Annotated in this window: 13 protein-coding genes and 1 tRNA gene; 12 read left to right on the plus strand and 2 right to left on the minus strand. The window is 66.1% G+C overall.

All coding sequences use genetic code 11. The annotated features are described in order from the left end of the window. Positions 1–122 precede the first annotated feature (122 nt). The gene (locus ACO2Q2_RS02795) at positions 123–683 is read right to left on the minus strand and encodes a GspH/FimT family pseudopilin (RefSeq protein ID WP_423254244.1); all 561 of its coding nucleotides are present in this window, start codon (positions 681–683) and stop codon (positions 123–125) included. A 152-nt stretch (positions 684–835) separates the two neighbouring features. On the opposite strand from ACO2Q2_RS02795, the gene uvrB reads away from it, so the two are divergent. The 3 genes from uvrB (at position 836) to ACO2Q2_RS02810 (ending at position 3664) form a co-directional block, all read left to right on the plus strand. Then, entirely contained in the window at positions 836–2869 is a 2034-nt protein-coding gene (uvrB, locus tag ACO2Q2_RS02800; RefSeq protein WP_423254245.1) for an excinuclease ABC subunit UvrB, read from the plus strand. Between the two features lie 138 nt (positions 2870–3007). Next, positions 3008–3082, plus strand: a tRNA-Val gene (locus ACO2Q2_RS02805). Positions 3083–3214: 132 nt separating this feature from the next. After that, positions 3215–3664 (plus strand): CopD family protein, encoded by a 450-nt coding sequence (locus ACO2Q2_RS02810; RefSeq protein WP_423254246.1) that lies wholly within the window; start codon positions 3215–3217, stop codon positions 3662–3664. Between the two features lie 379 nt (positions 3665–4043). Here ACO2Q2_RS02810 and ACO2Q2_RS02815 read toward each other — a convergent pair whose 3' ends face one another. Next, the gene (locus ACO2Q2_RS02815; RefSeq protein WP_423254247.1) at positions 4044–5051 is read right to left on the minus strand and encodes an NAD-dependent epimerase; all 1008 of its coding nucleotides are present in this window, start codon (positions 5049–5051) and stop codon (positions 4044–4046) included. Between the two features lie 296 nt (positions 5052–5347). On the opposite strand from ACO2Q2_RS02815, the gene ACO2Q2_RS02820 reads away from it, so the two are divergent. The 9 genes from ACO2Q2_RS02820 to pheS all read left to right on the plus strand — a co-directional run bounded on the left by ACO2Q2_RS02820 (position 5348) and on the right by pheS (position 14702). Beyond that, positions 5348–6574 (plus strand): quaternary amine ABC transporter ATP-binding protein, encoded by a 1227-nt coding sequence (locus ACO2Q2_RS02820; RefSeq protein WP_423254248.1) that lies wholly within the window; start codon positions 5348–5350, stop codon positions 6572–6574. Continuing rightward, on the plus strand, positions 6571–7431 hold the full coding sequence (locus ACO2Q2_RS02825; protein ID WP_423254249.1) for an ABC transporter permease: 861 nt from the start codon (positions 6571–6573) through the stop codon (positions 7429–7431). The genes ACO2Q2_RS02820 and ACO2Q2_RS02825 overlap by 4 nt, the downstream gene beginning before the upstream one ends. A gap of 16 nt (positions 7432–7447) precedes the next feature. After that, a complete protein-coding gene (locus tag ACO2Q2_RS02830) occupies positions 7448–8371 on the plus strand; it encodes a glycine betaine ABC transporter substrate-binding protein (RefSeq protein WP_423254250.1) in 924 nt (307 codons plus the stop codon). Positions 8372–8527: 156 nt separating this feature from the next. Beyond that, entirely contained in the window at positions 8528–9871 is a 1344-nt protein-coding gene (locus ACO2Q2_RS02835; RefSeq protein WP_423254251.1) for a carbohydrate porin, read from the plus strand. A 257-nt stretch (positions 9872–10128) separates the two neighbouring features. Next, positions 10129–12030, plus strand: a complete 1902-nt coding sequence (gene thrS, locus ACO2Q2_RS02840; protein ID WP_423254252.1) for a threonine--tRNA ligase — start codon at positions 10129–10131, stop codon at positions 12028–12030. Between the two features lie 30 nt (positions 12031–12060). After that, a complete protein-coding gene (gene infC, locus ACO2Q2_RS02845; protein ID WP_423254463.1) occupies positions 12061–12600 on the plus strand; it encodes a translation initiation factor IF-3 in 540 nt (179 codons plus the stop codon). 268 nt (positions 12601–12868) lie between these two features. Next, entirely contained in the window at positions 12869–13066 is a 198-nt protein-coding gene (gene rpmI, locus ACO2Q2_RS02850) for a 50S ribosomal protein L35 (protein ID WP_038615747.1), read from the plus strand. Between the two features lie 15 nt (positions 13067–13081). Next, positions 13082–13441 (plus strand): 50S ribosomal protein L20, encoded by a 360-nt coding sequence (gene rplT, locus ACO2Q2_RS02855; RefSeq protein WP_017463630.1) that lies wholly within the window; start codon positions 13082–13084, stop codon positions 13439–13441. A gap of 250 nt (positions 13442–13691) precedes the next feature. Beyond that, entirely contained in the window at positions 13692–14702 is a 1011-nt protein-coding gene (gene pheS / locus ACO2Q2_RS02860; RefSeq protein WP_423254253.1) for a phenylalanine--tRNA ligase subunit alpha, read from the plus strand. Positions 14703–14756: the final 54 nt, after the last annotated feature.

Here is a 14756-nt window from a genome sequence, read left to right on the forward strand (position 1 = left end):
CGCCCGCCGCCTGATGGCGCACCACGACCGTTCGTCATGGGCACCGGTGGCTTGGGTTTGGCTGGTCGAGGCGCGTATCCTTGCTACCAGACTCGCAAGCTGATTATTTTGTCGACACCCTCTCAGTCGTCCCTGGCGCAGGCCGTGGACTGGGCTGCCGAGGGCGTGTCGCCGCGGATCCGGCCGGCGTTGGACACAACCACGCTCAGGCTTTGCTCCGGCTTGCCGGCAAGGCACAGCGTGAGTGTGAGATTGGTTCCCGCGGCACTCCCGTCCGGATGAAAGCGCACGCGGTATCGGCCAGCGCTGCTGCGCACATGCAGCGGCGATGCGACGGCAGGTCCGGTGAACAGTGCGCGGTGATCGGGCTGGTTGTCTCCATTGCGGTCCTCGCCGAGCAGCCAGCCGTTCTCCCATACGGGGGTGGCCTCGCAATGCTGGCCATCGCGGCTGGGACAGAACACTACCGGCAAGCCGTGGGTGATGGCCGTAGCGCGGGCATGTTGCAGGCCGGCGATGTAGTCCATCTGCGCGGTCTGCAGGCGGTTGCGCGAAACCAGGCTGCCCAGCGAGGGCGCGGCAATGCTGACCAGCACGGCCAGGATCGCCACTGCCATGATCTGTTCGATGAGGGTGAAGCCCGCCCGGCGGGTGCGGTCGTGGTGTCCGTTCCGGTCGTGCATGCCTGCGCTCCTGCGGGGCCAGTAATCATGCTAGGTCGGGCGGAACGCGCCGACTGCCACCCGAGGCGGCCTTCCGGCGTCGGATACTGCTGACAGGCGGTGTCAGCAGGGGCGATTTAAAATGCGGGTCGGCGCCCGCATGCTGTCAGGCCATGACCGAACGATTCGAACTTGTCTCTCCCTACCAGCCGTCCGGCGATCAGCCGCAGGCGATCGAGCGCCTGAGCGAGGGCTTCGAGGCCGGCCTGGCCGCGCAGACCCTGCTGGGCGTGACCGGCTCGGGCAAGACCTACACCATCGCCAACGTGATCCAGCGCGTGCAGCGGCCGACCATCGTGATGGCGCCGAACAAGACGCTGGCGGCGCAGCTGTACGGCGAGTTCAGGGAGTTCTTCCCGCACAACGCGGTGGAGTACTTCGTCAGCTACTACGACTACTACCAGCCCGAGGCCTACGTGGTCGCCTCGGACACCTTCATCGAGAAGGACGCCTCGATCAACGAGCACATCGAGCAGATGCGGCTGGCGGCGACCAAGGCGCTGCTGTCGCGCCGGGACTCGATCATCGTGGCCACCGTGTCGGCGATCTACGGCCTGGGCAATCCGGAGGACTACCTCTCGCTGCGGCTGATCCTCGCCCGCGGCGAGTGTATCGAGCAGCGCCAGCTGATCCGCCAGCTCACCGAGCTGCAGTACACCCGCAACGAGATGGAGCTGCGCCGCGGCACCTACCGCGTGCGCGGCGAGATCATCGATGTGTTCCCGGCCGAATCGGAAACCGAGGCGCTGCGCATCGAGCTGTTCGACGGCGAGGTGGAGAACCTCGCCTTGTTCGATCCGCTCACCGGCGAGGTCATCCGCAAGGTGCCGCGCTACACGGTCTACCCGCGCACCCACTACGCCTCCACCCGCGAGAGCGTGCTGAACGCGATCGAGACGATCAAGGTGGAGCTGAAGGAGCGGCTGGACCAGCTATACGCCGCCAACAAGCTGCTCGAGGCGCAGCGGCTGGACCAGCGCACCCGCTTCGACATCGAGATGATGGCCGAGGTCGGCTACTGCCAGGGCATCGAGAACTACTCGCGGCATCTCACCCGCCGGCTGCCCGGCGAGCCGCCGCCGACGCTGTTCGACTATCTGCCGGCCGACGGCCTGCTGGTGATCGACGAGTCGCATGTCACCATTCCGCAGCTCGGCGCCATGTACAAGGGCGACCGCTCGCGCAAAGAGACGCTGGTGGAGTTCGGCTTCCGCCTGCCGTCGGCGATGGACAACCGCCCGCTGCGCTTCGAGGAATGGGAGCAGCGCGTACCGCGGGCGATCTATGTATCGGCCACGCCGCGCGCCTACGAGCTGCAGAAGTCCGGCGACGCGGTGGTGGAGCTGGTGGTGCGCCCGACCGGCCTGGTCGATCCGGAAGTGGAGGTGCGCCCCGTGCGCCCCCAGGTCGACGACCTGCTCGGCGAGGTGCGCAAGCAGATCGCGCTGGGCGACCGCACCCTGGTCACCACGCTGACCAAGCGGATGGCCGAGAACCTCACCGAATACCTGGCCGAGCACGACATCAAGGTGCGCTACCTGCACTCGGACATCGAGACGGTGGAGCGCAGCGAGATCATCCGCGACCTGCGCCTGGGCGAGTTCGACGTGCTGGTGGGCATCAACCTGCTGCGCGAGGGCCTGGACATGCCCGAGGTCTCGCTGGTGGCCGTGCTGGATGCCGACAAGGAGGGCTTCCTGCGCTCCACCGGCTCGCTGATCCAGACCATCGGCCGCGCCGCGCGCAATGTGCGCGGCCGCGCGATCCTGTATGCCGACGAAGTCACCCGCTCGATGCAGGCGGCGATCGACGAGACGGCGCGCCGCCGCGAAAAGCAGATCGCCTGGAACGCCTCGCAGGGCATCACCCCGCAGACCGTGGTGCGGCGCATCGCCGACATCATGGAGGGAGCGCGCAGCGAGGCGCACGCCGGCAAGGGGCGCGGCAAGCGCGGCGCCGGACGCGAGCGCGAGAAGGCCGTGGCCGAACCGGAGGCCGGCTACGAATCGCTCAATCCGCAACAGCTGTCCGCGGCGATCAGGAAGCTCGAGTCGCAGATGTACAGGCACGCCCAGAATCTGGAGTTCGAGGAGGCCGCACAGGTGCGCGACCGCATCGGCAAGCTGCGCGAGCAGGCCTTGCGCTAGGAGCGTGGGCTGTAGAAACGTTCGCGGCGAAGAGCTTTGCAGCCCGAATGGCTTCTACGGCCCACGCTCCCAGAAGCGGTTGCGGCGTCGTGGCGTGTTGCGCCGATTTCCGGCATTTGGCTATACTTCGCGGCTCTTGGGCGGTTAGCTCAGCGGTAGAGCACTACCTTGACATGGTAGGGGTCACAAGTTCGATCCTTGTACCGCCCACCAAGACACCGGCGACGGGTCGACCCTTCGGGTCCGAAGCCAGCCAAGGCAACACGATTCAGCACAACGGCGCCGCCCTCGGGGTGGCGCCGTTTTTGTTTCCACGCCCGCTGCCGGGCCTGCGGAGCTGTCGAAATGACCTACCTGTGGATCAAGTCCCTGCACCTGCTGTTCGCCATCGCTTGGATGGCGACGGTGTTCTACCTGCCGCGCATCCTGGTCAACCTGGCCGAGGCCGGTGAGGACGCCGCGGTGCGCGCGCGCCTGCACCTGATGGGGCGCCGGCTGTACAAGTTCGGCCACAACATGTTCGGCATTGCGTTCGTGCTGGGGCTGGTGCTCTGGCAGGGCTGGCACGTGTTTGCGCAGGCGCTGCCCAACGTGGCGGGATCGATGCACTGGATCGACGCCAAGCTCACGCTGGTCGCGCTGCTGCTGGCGTACTACATCTGGGCCGGACGCGCGCTCAAGCGCAGCGAGAAGGGGCTGCCGCTGCCGTCATCCAGGGCGCTGCGCTGGCTCAACGAGCTGCCCGTGCTGCTGCTGCTCGGCGTGATCTTCCTGGTGATCGCCAAGCCGTTCTAGCAGCCTGTCGGACTTTGCTCGGCCGGGCGGCGAATCCGTCTGTGCGGTCCCTATTTCCGCCGCTTCTTGACCCATGGAACCACTATGGGCCGGCGAAGCGGCGAAAATCTGTCCTCGCACAGCCGAATTCTCGCCTCGACCAGCAAAGCCCGACAGGCTGCTAGCCATGGCCGGGTAGGAGCGCACCCTGTGCGCGAATGCTCTTCGTCGGGTATTTGCCAAAGGGCGTTCGCGCACAGGGTGCGCTCCTACGAATGCTCTTCGTCGGGTATTTGCCAAAGGGCGTTCGCGCACAGGGTGCGCTCCTACGAATGCTCTGCGTCGGGTATTTGCCGAAGAGCATTCGCGCACAGCGCACAGGGTGCGCTCCTGCCGGTGGTCAGCGGGAGGCATAGTCGCGGTACCACGCGGCGAACCGTGCCACGCCGTCTTCGATGGAGGTGCCGGGCGCATAACCGACATCGCGCCGCAGCGCCGAGACGTCCGCCCAGGTGTCGGGCACGTCGCCCGGCTGCATCGGCAGCAGGCGCTTTTCCACGGTGCGGCCCAGCGCCTGCTCCATCAGCTCGATGAAGCGCAGCAGCTGCACCGGCCGGTCGCTGCCGATGTTGTACACGCGGTAGGGCGCATTCGATGTGCCCGGGTTGGGCTGCATCGGGTCGTAGGCCGGATCGGGCTGCGCCGGGTGATCCAGCGTGCGGATCACGCCCTCGACGATGTCGTCGATGTAGGTGAAATCGCGGCTGTGGTTGCCGAAATTGAACACGTCGATCGGCTCGCCGCGGCTGATCCGCTCGGCGAACAGCATCGGCGACATGTCCGGTCGGCCCCATGGCCCGTACACGGTGAAGAAGCGCAGCCCGGTGGTCGGCAGGCCGTACAGGTGACTGTAGGTGTGCGCCATCAGCTCGTTGGCCTTCTTGGTTGCCGCGTACAGGCTCACCGGGTGGTCCACCGCGTCCTCCACCGCGAACGGCAGCTTGCGGTTGGCGCCGTACACCGAGCTGGACGAGGCGTACACCAGATGCTCCACGCCAGCATGCCGGCAGGCTTCCAGGATGTGGCCGAAGCCGACCAGGTTGCTCTGGATGTAGGCCTGCGGATTCTCCAGCGAATAGCGCACGCCGGCCTGGGCGGCGAGGTTGGCCACCCGTGTGGGCGCGAATGCGTCGAAGGCGCGCTGCAGCGTGTCGCGGTCGGCGATGTCCGCGCGCACGTGCCGGTACCGCGCGTGCCCGGCGAAGCGAGCCAGTCGAGCCTCCTTCAAGGCCGGGTCGTAGTAGTCGTTGTGATTGTCGATGCCACAGACCTCGTCGCCGCGCGCGAGCAGGCGTTCGACGAGTGCGGCGCCAACGAAGCCGGCCGAACCGGTGACGAGGATGCGCATGGGGAAATCCGCTGCTGGACGCCGCGCAGTTTAACCGTTGCCGCGGTACCACCGTCGACGCATCCATCGCGTTCCCTGGCGCGGACGGTCGGTGCGATGCGACGTGCGGCGACACGTCTGACGACTCCCGCGGGTTGAGCCATCGCGCTTGAGCGACTAAGGTAAAAAGGATATCCACATCTTCGACGCAAGGCCCGCTCGCATGAGCGCCCGGCCCGTTCAGTCTGTCTGCCTTGCGTCCGGATCCCGTTGCCATGCGGGGTCACCGCCTTCAACGGAGCGGGAGCGACGCATCCATGATCAAGATCAAAGTCGACAGGCTCACCAAGATTTTCGGACCGCGCCCGGAGCAGGCGCTGACGATGATCGAGCAGGGCGCCAGCAACGCGGACGTGCGCAAGAAGACCGGTCACGCGGTCGGCATCGCCGACGTGTCCTTCGATGTGCACGAGGGAGAATTGCTGGTGGTGATGGGCCTGAGCGGCAGCGGCAAGTCGACGCTGATCCGCTGCCTCAACCGGCTCAACGAACCGACCCGCGGGCGCATCTTCGTCGATGGCGAGGACATCACCCGCTACGACCGCGCGCAATTGCTGGCTTTCCGCCAGCACAGGATCAGCATGGTGTTTCAGCATTTCGCGTTGTTCCCGCATCGCACGGTGGCGGACAACGCGGCCTACGGCCTGGAGATCCAGGGCGTGGAGCCGGCCGAGCGTCGCCGTCGCGCGGAGGAGGCGCTGGAACTGGTCGGACTGAAGGGCTGGGGCGACAACTTCCCGGTCCAGCTCAGCGGCGGCATGCAGCAGCGCGTGGGCCTGGCGCGGGCGCTGGCGGTCGATCCCGACATCCTGTTGATGGACGAGGCCTTCAGTGCGCTCGACCCGCTGATCCGTCGCGACATGCAGCACGAAATGGTTTCCCTGCAGGAGCGCATGAAGAAGACCATCGTCTTCATCACCCACGATCTGGACGAGGCCCTGCAGATCGGTGACCGCATCGTGCTGATGAAGGATGGCCGGGTGGTGCAGATCGGCACGCCGGAGGAGATCCTCGGCAATCCGGCCAACGCCTACGTCGAGCGTTTCGTCGAGAACGTGGACATGTCGCGGGTGCTGACTGCGCGCTCGGTGCTGTCGCGAGCCCGCGTGGTGGCGTTTCCGCAGGACGGACCGCGTACCGTGCTGCACAAGATGACCGAGGAGAACTTCGCCAGCATCCTGGTGGTGCGGCGCGACTACACCCTGCTCGGCGCGATCAGCCTGGAGCGGGTGTCCGAGGCGGTGAAGGCAGGCGCCGCGTCGATCGAGGGGCTGATCGAGGAGGCGCCGTCGGTGTCCCCCGACGAGCCGCTGATGAGCATCATCAACGTGATGGCCGGGTGGCGCTACATCACGCCGGTGGTCGATGCACAGAACAAGCTGCTGGGCGTGGTGACCCGTTCACGGCTGCTCGCGGCGCTGGCCGAGAGCGGCCGGGAGCCGGCACTGCCCCAGGGCGCCGAACAGGGGAGTGCCAGCGCATGAGCATCCTGGTTCCCGAGATTCCCAAGTTTCCGCTGGCCCACATCATCGACGTGGCGCTGGACTGGCTGACCAGCCATTTCTCCTTCATCACCAAGGCGCTGAGCCACGCCACTGCGGCGGCGATCGACGGCGTGGTCGCCGGGCTGGAGTGGCTGCCGCCGTGGTTGCTGATACTCGCGGTGGCGGCGCTGGCATGGCGCATGGCCGGGCGCCGGGTGGCCATCCTGTCGGCCGTCGGGCTGCTGTTCCTGTGGAACCTGCGGCTGTGGTCGCCGACCATCGAGACCATCACGCTGGTGCTGATGTCCACGCTGATCGCCGTGGTCATCGGCCTGCCGCTGGGCATCGCTGCCGCGCTCAGCCGGCGAACGTCGCGGGTGGTGATGCCGGTGCTCGATTTCATGCAGACGATGCCGGCGTTCGTCTACCTGATCCCGGCCATTCCATTCTTCGGGCTCGGCGCGGTGTCGGCCAGCGTCGCCACGGTGATCTTCTCGATGCCGCCGGCGATCCGGCTCACCGCACTGGGCATCAGGCAGGTACCCGGGGAACTGGTCGAGGCCGCCGACGCCTTCGGTTCCTCGCCGCGCCAGAAGCTGTTCAAGGTGCAGTTGCCGATGGCCGTGCCCACGATCATGGCCGGCATCAACCAGACCATCATGCTGGCGCTGTCGATGGTGGTGATCGCCGCCATGATCGGCGCCGGCGGGCTGGGCGGCGAGGTGTGGAAGGCGATCCAGCGGCTGGAGCCGGGCAAGGGCTTCGAGTCGGGCATCGCCATCGTCATCCTCGCGATGATCCTGGACCGCATCACCCAAAACATCGGGCGTCGTTCGCAGGCGTCTGCCGGAAAGTAGTCAAAGGAGACATGCCATGAAGATGAAACCCCGTTTCGGCCGGTTCGCGCCGGTCCCCGCGCTGGCCCTCGCCATCGCCGTCGCCGGCTGCTCGCCGTCCGGCTCCCCGTCGTCGGGCGCCAGCGCGCCGGCGTCGTCCGCCTCGGCGCCGGCCGCCTCAGGCATCGGCACGAAGGAGATCAAGCTCGCCTACGTGGAGTGGGCCAGCTGCGTGGCGGCGACCAACGTGGCGCGCGCCGCACTGGAGCAGAAGGGCTACGACGTGCAGACCGTCTCGGTGAGCGCCGCGGCGATGTACGCGGCGGTGGCCGACGGCGACGCCGACGCCACGGTCTGCGCCTGGCTGCCGAGCACGCAGGCGAATTACTACGCCCGCACCCGGGACAAGCTGGACAACCTTGGCCCGAACCTGGTGGGCACCAGGCTCGGTCTGGTGGTCCCGGATTACGTCACCATCGATTCGATCCCCGAACTGGCGGATCATGCCGACCAGTTCCAGGACCGCATCGTCGGCATCGATCCGGGCGCGGGCGAGATGGGTCTCACCCAAAAGGTCATCGAGCAGTACAAGCTGCCGCTCAAACTGATGAACGGCAGCGGCGCGACCATGACCGCGGCGCTGAAGAGCGCCATCGACAACCATCAGTGGATCGTGGTCACCGGCTGGACCCCGCACTGGATGTGGGCCCGCTTCAAGCTCAAGTATCTGGCCGATCCTAAGGGCATCTACGGCAACGCCGAGAACATCGACACGCTGGTCAGGCAAGGGCTCAGGCGCGATTCGCCCGATGCCTACGCCCTGCTGGACGGCTTCCACTGGACGCCGGAACAGATGCAGCAGGTGATGGACGCCGGCCGCGAGCCCGGCGCCAGGCCCTACGACGTGGCGAAGCAGTGGTTCCGGCAGCACGGTGACGTGGTGGCCGGCTGGAGTCACTGAGCGCGCCCTCGCCCGGGCCCGGCGCGGCCCGGGCCGCCGCGCCTTCGGCCGCGGCCGAAGGCGACACCGCGGGGCACCGCCCCGTGGCGCCCGCATGCCGGCGCGCCGGACCACGCGCCTGCCGGCGCGGACTTCCTTCCCAACCAGGGGACGATCATGACCATCCATCCAATCAGGACAGCGATCCTCGCGACGCTGTGCGCCGGCCTGTGGCTGCCACTCCAGGCCCGGGCCGGCACCGATGAATCCGCCTCGCCGTCGTCGGCGGTGGACCGGAAGATCGCGCAGATGCAGACGCGCATCGACGCGTTGCAGAAGGAACTGCTCCAGCTCAGGCAGGCGCAGGCCCGGGCGGCCACCGAACGGACGCAGGCGACGAAGAGCCAGCAGGTGCAGGCGGCCAGGCTCGACAAGCTGGCCAAGACCGCTGCCGCATCCGACGACGGCATCCACATCGGTGGTGCCATGCGCTTCCAGTACTCGTACGAGGACTACAACCACGGCAATCGTCGCCGTATCGGCGACACCGATTTCGACATCTTCCGGCTCAACATGCGTGGCAAGGTCGACCATATCGAGTTGCAGGCCGAGTGGCGCTGGTTCCAGTACATGAGCGCGATCAAGTACGCCTGGCTGGGCTACGACTTCGGCAGGCATTCGCAGGTGCAGGCGGGCATCACCCGTATCCCGTTCGGCAACCAGCCCTACAACTCGCACAACTACTTCTTCAGCTCCAACTACTACCTGGGGCTGGAGGACACCTACCACGCGGGCGTCGAGTACGTGTTCTCCGGCAGCCCCTGGAACGTGCAGCTGGCCTTCTTCAAGAACGACGCGATGGGCGGCGTCGACGGCTACGTCGGCAATCGCACCGACAGCTATTCCTACAACGTGCTCGGCGTGCGCGCACCCGGCGAAGGCATCTACGACACGCCGCAGCAGCCCGCGGGCAGCGCCGATACCGCCGCCGCGCGCGTGGCCTACACCTTCCATCCCGATGACGACCTGTCGCTGGAACTGGGGGGCTCGGCACTGCATGGCGGACTCGAAGGGGCGTCCGCGCGGATCGGCCATTACGACGCCTACGCCCTGCACCTGAATGCCGACTACCTGCAGTGGAACGTGCAGGCCCAGGCATCGCACTACGACTATCGCACCGGGAGTGGCGCCACCCGGCTGGCGGTCGGCGCCTATCACTTCTACGACACCATCGCCGCGCGCGCGGACTCCTACACGTTCAACGTGAAATACCACCAGCCGGTGCAGTGGGGACCGGTCCACAGTCTGGATTTCTACAACGACTACTCACTGGTCACCCACAAGTCCGGCATGCTGCCGAGCACCTTCATGAACGTGCTCGGTGTGGGCGTGTCCGCAGGCGACCTTTACACGTATTTCGACTATGTGATCGGTCGCAACCAGCCGTTCATCGGCGGCAGCATGGCGGGCGACGGTGGGGTCGAGCACCGCTTCAACATCAACTTCGGCTTCTATTTCTGACGAGCGGGACCGTGCGGACCGGGGTGCGGTCGCGGTGGGTCCCGATGCCGCGTTTCCCGGCCACCGGCGTTGACATCGCGCCGGGCGGCGGCTAGTTTTGCGGCGATATCATCAGCGACAAGGTGGCCGGCAGGCGGCTGCGGGTCGAGCGTGCGACATGGAGACTATCCAGACTTCCCGATGATCTTCCGCGCCACCGTGGCCGTTCGACGAAAAGGGCGCGCGGCGCCCTTTTTTATTGTCACTGGTTTACCGACATGATCGAGATCACCCTTCCCGACGGCAGCAAGCGGCCGTTCGAGCACCCTGTGACCGTGCAGGACGTGGCCGCCTCCATCGGCGCCGGTCTGGCCAAGGCCACCCTGGCCGGCAAGGTCGACGACAGGCTGGTGGATGCCAGCTTCACCATCGACCGCGACGCCAGATTGCAGATCGTCACCGACAAGAGCCCCGAGGCGCTGGAGATCCTGCGCCACTCCACCGCGCACCTGATGGGCCAGGCCGTGCAGCGCCTGTTTCCCGGGGCGCAGGTGACGATCGGCCCGGTGATCGAGAATGGCTTCTACTACGACTTCGCCTACGAGCGGCCCTTCACCCCGGAGGACCTGCCGAAGATCGAGGCGGAGATGCACAGGATCGTCGACGAGCAGCTGGCGGTGACCCGCAGCGTGAAGTCGCGCGACGAGGCGATCGCGTTCTTCCGCGGCCTGGGCGAGGAGTACAAGGCGCAGATCATCGAGTCGATCCCGTCGAACGAGGAACTGTCGCTGTACTCGCAGGGCGAGTTCACCGACCTGTGCCGCGGCCCGCACGTGCCCAACACCGGCAAGCTGCGCGCGTTCAAGCTGATGAAGGTGGCCGGTGCCTACTGGCGCGGCGATTCGAACAACCGGATGCTCAGCCGCATCTACGGCACCGCCTGGCTCAACGACAAGGATCTGAAGGCCTACCTGCACCAGCTGGAGGAAGCCGAGAAGCGCGACCATCGCCGGATCGGCAAGGCGCTGGACCTGTTCCACCAGCAGGAAGAGGGCCCCGGCATGGTGTTCTGGCACCCCAGGGGCTGGGCGATCTGGCAGCAGGTGGAGCAGTACATGCGCGGCGTGTACCGCAAGAGCGGCTACCAGGAGGTGCGCTGCCCGCAGGTGCTGGACGTGTCGCTGTGGAAGAAGTCCGGCCATTGGGACAACTACGCCGAGAACATGTTCTTCACCGAGTCGGAGAAGCACACCTACGCGCTCAAGCCGATGAACTGCCCCGGTCATGTGCAGATCTTCAACACCACGCTGCACAGCTACCGCGAGCTGCCGATCCGCTACGGCGAATTCGGCGGCTGCCATCGCAACGAGCCGTCCGGCGCGCTGCACGGGATCATGCGCGTGCGCGCATTCACCCAGGACGATGGCCACATCTTCTGCACGGCCGGGCAGATCGAGTCGGAAGTCACCGCCTTCCACCAGCAGGCGATGCAGGTCTACGCGGACTTCGGCTTCCAGGACATCGCGCTGAAGATCGCGCTGCGGCCGGACAAGCGCATCGGCACCGACGCGGTGTGGGATCGCGCCGAGGCCGCGCTGCGTGCCGCGCTGTCGGCGGCCGGCGTGCAGTGGGAGGAACTGCCGGGCGAGGGTGCCTTCTACGGCCCCAAGATCGAGTACCACATGAAGGACTCGATCGGCCGCGCCTGGCAGGTCGGCACCATGCAGGTCGACTTCATGATGCCCGAGCGCCTCGGCGCCGAATACGTGGACGAACACTCGCAGAAACGGCATCCGGTGATGCTGCACCGGGCCATCGTCGGCTCGATGGAGCGCTTCATCGGCATCCTGATCGAGCACCACGCCGGCCTGCTGCCGCCCTGGCTGGCGCCGGTGCAGGCGGTGGTGTTCTCGATCACCGACGCGCAGGCCGATTATGTCCGCGAAGTGACGCAAACCCTTGTCGACAAAGGTTTCCGGGTCGAGGCCGATTTGCGCAATGAGAAAGTCGGCTATAAAATCCGCGAGCATACGCTGCAGAAAGTGCCGTACCTGCTTGTCGTCGGAGATCGCGAGAAGGAGGCCGGCGCTGTTTCCGTGCGTACCCGTTCAGGCGAAGACCTCGGCAGCATGCCGCTGGGTGGTTTCGTCGAACGTCTGCAGGCCGAGGCGCGGCTCTGAGAGCGCGCCCGTCCCGATCAATCAATTTTTCTGGAGGATAGCGGTATCGCAACCACCGACAGCAAGGGTAATCGCCGCAACCTGGAGATTCGCGTCCCGCGAGTTCGGGTGATCGGCGTGGATTCCGAACAGCTTGGCATTCTTACCCGTGACGAGGCCCTGGCTCTGGCGCAGGAGGCGGGCATGGATCTGGTCGAGATCCAGCCCAATGGCGACCCGCCGGTATGCCGCATCATGGATTACGGCAAGTTCAAGTTCGAGGCCCAGAAAAAAGCCTCTGCCGCCAAGAAGAAGCAGAAGCAGGTCGAGATCAAGGAAGTGAAATTCCGCCCGGTCACGGATGTGGGCGACTACCAGATCAAGTTGCGCAAGATGCTTGCGTTTCTGGAAGAAGGCGACAAGGTCAAGGTCACCATCCGCTTCCGCGGCCGCGAGATGTCGCATCAGGATCTGGGCCAGAACCTGGCCAGGAAGATCCAGGAAGACGTGGGCGAAAACGGCCAGGTCGAGTCCTATCCCCGCCTGGAAGGCCGACAGATGGTCATGATGATCGGCCCCAGGAAGAAATAAGCACGTCGGCGCCCAGGGCGCCGGCCGCTTCCCGTAGGAGCGCACCCTGTGCGCGAATGCTTTTGCTCCTGATCGACATCAAGACCAGAAGCATTCGCGCACAGGGTGCGCTCCTACTGGTATCGGGGTTGGCAAACCCGTATCATTGTCGGTTCGACCCACACGGACGGGTCGTGAACCGATGTCGGCAGGACGGAAAGCGTGTCCGCGAGGGCGCCGCCGAATCAGTCAGAAACCGGGTCGCAGGACCCACTCATGGAGCATTCCCATGCCCAAGATCAAGACCAACCGGGCGGCGGCGAAGCGTTTTCGCAAGACCGCATCCGGCAAGTTCAAGGCAGGCCACGCGTTCAAGTCGCACATCCTGACCAAGAAGTCGACCAAGCGTAAGCGCGGTCTCCGTGCCACCAACCACGTCAAGGCGTGCGACACCAAGGGTGTGGCGCGCATGTTGCCGTACCTCTAAGGCAGGAGACCTACCATGGCTCGTGTAAAGCGTGGCGTCACCGCCCGTCGTCGTCACAAGAAAATCATCGGCCGCGCCAAGGGTTACTACAACGCCCGCCGCAAGGTCTTCCGCGTCGCCAACCAGGCCGTCATCAAGGCCGGCCAGTACGCCTACATCGGACGCAAGCAGCGCAAGCGCCAGTTCCGCGCGCTGTGGATCGTGCGCATCAACGCCGCCGCCCGTCAGTTCGGCCTGTCCTACAGCCGCCTGATCAATGGCCTGGCCAAGGCCGGCATCACGGTCGACCGCAAGGTGCTGGCGGACATCGCCGTGCACGACATCAAGGCGTTCGGCGCGATCGCGGAAAAAGCAAAGGCCAGTCTGGCTGCTTGATTGTCGGGCGCCGCGGCGCCGACGATATGATGTAAAGCAAGCGGGGAGGAGGCCAACGCCTCCTCCCCGTTTTTGTTTAATGACGTCGACTCGGGTGCCTCGTGACGCTCCATGGCCGTCATTCCCGCGAAAGCGGGAATCCATTTACCCGGATGGCCCAAGGTCACCATGGATTCCCGCTTTCGCGGGAATGACGACAGCGATGATGTGGCAGTTCGCTGAACCTGAAGATAAGGCCGGAAACACACCGATGGACGATCTGGACAATCGCGCAAACCAGGCCCTGGCGGATATCGCCGCCGCCGCCTCGCTCGACGCGCTCGACACCCTGCGCGTGGGCCTGCTCGGTAAGAGCGGCATCGTCACCGCCGCGCTGAAATCGCTGGGCGCGCTGGCACCGGACGAGCGCAAGGCGCGCGGCGCCGAGGTCAACCGGGTCAAGGAGCGGCTCGCCGACGCGCTGGCCATGCGCAAGGCCGCGCTGGAGCAGGCCGAACTGGACCGGCGTCTCGGCTCCGAGACCATCGACATCAGCCTGCCCGGCCGCGATGGCGAGCGCGGTGGCATCCACCCGATCACCCGCGCGCTGGAACGCATCGCGGCGATCTTCGCGCGGCTGGGCTACCAGCGCGCCGACGGTCCGGAGATCGAGGACGACTGGCACAACTTCGAGGCGCTGAACTTCCCGCCGCACCATCCGGCGCGCGCCATGCACGACACCTTCTACTTCGGCGACGGGCGCCTGCTGCGCACGCACACCTCGCCGGTGCAGGTGCGTTCGATGCAGGGGCGGCAGCCGCCGATCCGCATCATCGCGCCGGGCAAGGTCTACCGCAGCGACTCGGACCAGACCCACTCACCGATGTTCCACCAGATCGAGGGCCTGCTGGTCGACGAGACCTCCAGCTTCGCCGACCTCAAGGGCACCCTGGCCGAGTTCGTGCGCGCGTTCTTCGAGCGCGACTTCGAGATGCGCTTCCGCCCCAGCTATTTCCCCTTCACCGAACCCTCGGCCGAGGTGGACATCCGCTGGGCCGATCCTGACAAGGGCGGCGAGGACGGCCAGGGCCGCTGGCTGGAAGTGCTCGGCTGCGGCATGGTGCATCCGAACGTGCTGGCCAACTGCGGCATCGACCCGGAGCGCTACACCGGCTTCGCCTTCGGCCTGGGCGTGGAGCGCTTCGCGATGCTGCGTTACGGCGTATCCGACCTGCGTGCGTTCTTCGAGAACGACCTGCGGTTTCTCAAGCAGTTTGCATGAACGGGATTTGGGAGACGGGATGGGGGATTTGCAAGAGCCTCGGCTTCCCGCCTT

Origin of the sequence: Dyella sp. KRB-257, assembly GCF_049445995.1 — a bacterium.
Taxonomy (GTDB): domain Bacteria; phylum Pseudomonadota; class Gammaproteobacteria; order Xanthomonadales; family Rhodanobacteraceae; genus Dyella_A.

Bases quoted from the DNA above. Each gene is read 5' to 3' on its own strand.
- ACO2Q2_RS02795 (WP_423254244.1), bottom strand. From the start codon at position 683: ATGCACGACCGGAACGGACACCACGACCGCACCCGCCGGGCGGGCTTC.
- uvrB (WP_423254245.1), top strand. From the start codon at position 836: ATGACCGAACGATTCGAACTTGTCTCTCCCTACCAGCCGTCCGGCGAT.
- ACO2Q2_RS02810 (WP_423254246.1), top strand. From the start codon at position 3,215: ATGACCTACCTGTGGATCAAGTCCCTGCACCTGCTGTTCGCCATCGCT.
- ACO2Q2_RS02815 (WP_423254247.1), bottom strand. From the start codon at position 5,051: ATGCGCATCCTCGTCACCGGTTCGGCCGGCTTCGTTGGCGCCGCACTC.
- ACO2Q2_RS02820 (WP_423254248.1), top strand. From the start codon at position 5,348: ATGATCAAGATCAAAGTCGACAGGCTCACCAAGATTTTCGGACCGCGC.
- ACO2Q2_RS02825 (WP_423254249.1), top strand. From the start codon at position 6,571: ATGAGCATCCTGGTTCCCGAGATTCCCAAGTTTCCGCTGGCCCACATC.
- ACO2Q2_RS02830 (WP_423254250.1), top strand. From the start codon at position 7,448: ATGAAGATGAAACCCCGTTTCGGCCGGTTCGCGCCGGTCCCCGCGCTG.
- ACO2Q2_RS02835 (WP_423254251.1), top strand. From the start codon at position 8,528: ATGACCATCCATCCAATCAGGACAGCGATCCTCGCGACGCTGTGCGCC.
- thrS (WP_423254252.1), top strand. From the start codon at position 10,129: ATGATCGAGATCACCCTTCCCGACGGCAGCAAGCGGCCGTTCGAGCAC.
- rpmI (WP_038615747.1), top strand. From the start codon at position 12,869: ATGCCCAAGATCAAGACCAACCGGGCGGCGGCGAAGCGTTTTCGCAAG.
- rplT (WP_017463630.1), top strand. From the start codon at position 13,082: ATGGCTCGTGTAAAGCGTGGCGTCACCGCCCGTCGTCGTCACAAGAAA.
- pheS (WP_423254253.1), top strand. From the start codon at position 13,692: ATGGACGATCTGGACAATCGCGCAAACCAGGCCCTGGCGGATATCGCC.